This window comes from Hydrogenivirga sp. (assembly GCF_056450045.1).
The window spans coordinates 1-3065 of sequence record NZ_JBWONM010000125.1; the positions used below are offsets into that span (position 1 = coordinate 1).

The 3065-nt window shown below is 53.8% G+C and carries 2 protein-coding genes; both read left to right on the forward strand.

The window, feature by feature from the left end; all coding sequences use genetic code 11:
* The coding region (locus AC1HCM_RS05310; protein WP_479460728.1) for a hypothetical protein at positions 1–197 on the forward strand (197 nt) is incomplete at its 5' end.
* 19 nt (positions 198–216) lie between these two features.
* The coding region (gene rgy, locus AC1HCM_RS05315) for a reverse gyrase (RefSeq protein WP_479460729.1) at positions 217–3065 on the forward strand (2849 nt) is incomplete at its 3' end.

The following is a 3065-nucleotide window of genomic DNA, read 5'->3' on the forward strand; positions in this document are numbered from 1 at the left end:
ATCTTGACGAAGCGAACGCCAAGAAGGTCGGTGAGCTTATAAAGGAGAAGTCCAAGGAGGCTCAGTTCATAGTCGTTACGCTGAGGGAGGTCCTTGCGAGCTTTGCCGACAGGCTTATCGGTGTTTCCGCACGGGGAGGGATATCAAGGGTGTTCCCCGTTGAGAATCTCTCCAGCATCGTCCGTGAGTCCGCTTGAGGGTTAAAATATCTGAGTTATGCTCGCTTCCCTTTTCAGGAATTTGTGTCCCAACTGCGGAGGTGATGTAAGCTCCGAGAGACTTCTGAAAGGTCTCCCCTGTGAGAGATGCCTCCCGGAGGAGGTGGAAAGGGACAGGCTCTGCTCCTACATAAAGGAGGGAAGCCTTCGGGAGCTCTGCGACATTGAGGAGGAGACCAGGAGGTGGGAGGAGCACTTCAGGGAGAAGGTGGGGAGCGAGCCCTGGAGCCTCCAGCGTTCCTGGGCAAAGAAGGTTTTCCTTAGGAGGAGCTTCGCTCTTTTGGCTCCCACCGGCGTTGGGAAGACTACCTTCGGTCTCATCACCGCATCCTTCCTAGCCAGGGAAGGTAAGAGGAGCTACATAATACTGCCGACCCGCCTTCTACTGAACCAGGTGAAGGAGAGGCTCCTTAAGATAGGTGTCCCCGAGGAGCACATACTCGTTGCGGGGGAGACGAGTGAGAAGAAGAAGGAGAAGGTAAAGGAGAGGATAACTAAGAGCGACTTCAGGGTTCTCGTGACAACTTCAATGTACCTTTACAAGAACTATGAGCTCATGCCAAAGGGCTTTGACTTCATATTCGTTGATGACGTTGACTCCTTCTTAAAGACAGCCAAGAACGTGGACAAGGTTCTCTACCTCTTGGGCTTCACGGAAGAGGACATAGAGAGGGCTTACGAACTCATAAAGCTTAAGGACAAGAGGAAGAAGAGCAAGGAAGACTGGGAGCTGATAAGGAAGCTCTCAAAAGAACTCTCGGAAAGAAGTGGCAAGGCTGAGGGCGTTCTCGTGGTCTCATCCGCCACGGGGAACCCCCGCTCCAGCAGGATAAAGCTTTTCAGAGAGTTGCTGGGCTTTGAGGTGGGGCGTCCGACCCTTTACATGAGGAACGTTGTTGACCTCTACGAGGAGGTTCAGGACCTTGACGGCTCCCTTGTGGAGAGGATCAGGGAGCTCGGCAGGGGTGGGCTCGTCTTCGTGTCCTCCGATATGGGGAAGGAGGCTGTTAACCGTGTGGTCAAGCTGCTGAGAAAGGGGAAGATAAAGGCTAAGTCCTACGAGGAGGTTAAGGACTTCGCCGAGTTTGAGAGGGGAGAGGTTGATGTCCTCGTGGGCATATCCTCCTACAGGAACCCTCTCGTCAGGGGTCTTGACCTCCCCCACGTCGTCAGATACGCCGTCTTTTACGGCGTCCCTAAGATAACAGTCTCACTGAACATAGAGACGAGTCTCTCCCACCTCCTCTGGGCTCTGCTCTCCATAAGGCACAGCGTTGCTAAGGAGATGAAGGACAGGCTCCAGGAGGTTGACCGCTGGATCCAGACCCTAAGGAGATACTCCTTCATAAGCGAGGACTTCATAGCAAGGACACCCGACCTTGCGAAGAGGATAGAGGCTCTGAGGAAAGAGATAGGCAGCTTCCTCCTCTCAGAGGATGTCAGGAGGCTCATAGAGACGTCGGAGGAGATAACCCTCAGGAGGAACGCCGAAGGGGAGTACACGATAGTGGTCGCGGACGTGACCGGATACCTCCAGGCTTCGGGAAGAACCTCAAGGATGTACGCAGGGGGCATAACCAAGGGGCTCAGCTACCTACTCGTTGACGACGTTAGGGCTCTGAACAACCTCGTGAGGAAGGTTCGCTGGTTTAACGAGGACGTGAAGTTCATACCCGCAGAGGAAGTCCAGCTTGAGAGCATCCTCAGGGAGATAGACGAGGACAGGAAGAGGGTGAAGGAGGTTCTTGAGGGCACAGGGAATATAGAGAGGAAGGAACACATAAAGCCTATCCTTCTCGTGGTTGAGTCTCCCAACAAGGCGAGGACTATAGCCAACTTCTTCGGGAAGCCGATATCAAGACGCTTCGGTGAGTTTGAGGTCCTTGAGGTAGCCGCAGGGGACCTGTATCTGATGATAACCTCATCTCTGGGACACATCCTTGACCTTACGAAGGAGGGAGGATTTCATGGAGTTATCGTGAAGGACGGGGATTTCATCCCCGTTTATGAGGTTATAGAGGGAAAGGAGGGGACGATAAGGGGAATGAGTCAGGTGGGAGAGGAGGTTGAAGCTGCCTACGTCGCCACAGACCCCGATACAGAGGGAGAGAAGATAGGCTGGGACGTGAGGGCGGTTCTCTCCCCCTTCGTAGGTCAGATAAAGAGGGTTGAGTTCCACGAGGTCACGAGGAAGGCTGTCAAGGGAGCCCTCAGAGAGCCGAGGGAATTTAACGAAAACCTGGTTAAAGCCCAGGTCCTGAGGAGGGTTTCCGACAGGTGGGTCGGTTTTGAGGTATCAAGGATACTCCAGTCCAGCTTTCAAAAACAGTGGCTCTCGGGCGGGAGGGTTCAGATACCTGTCCTCGGGTGGATAATTGAGAGGGAGAGAGAGTACAGGAAGAAGAGGCATGTCGTTTCCCTTACCTTCAAAGAAGGTGGCAGGTGGCTCAGGATAGACTTTGAGCTTCCCGATAAGAAAGGAGCGAAGGAGTTCTTTGAACAGCTCGGTAAGATTGAGGTAAACACCCTTGAAACCAGAGAGGAGGAGCTCTTCCCTCAGCCACCCTTCACAACCGATACCCTCCTCAAGGAGGCTTCCGACAGATACAGGTTCGGCGTCAGGAAGACTATGCAGCTCGCCCAGGAGCTCTTTGAAAAGGGCTTCATAACCTACCACAGAACCGATTCTACAAGGGTTTCCGATACGGGCATGGCGGTGGCGAGGGAGTACATCAGCGAAGAGATAGACCCTTCCCTCTTTAGCCCCCGCAGGTGGGCAGAGGGAGGTGCCCACGAGTGCATAAGACCGACAAAGCCCCTTGATGGAGAGGAGCTAAGGTCCGTGAT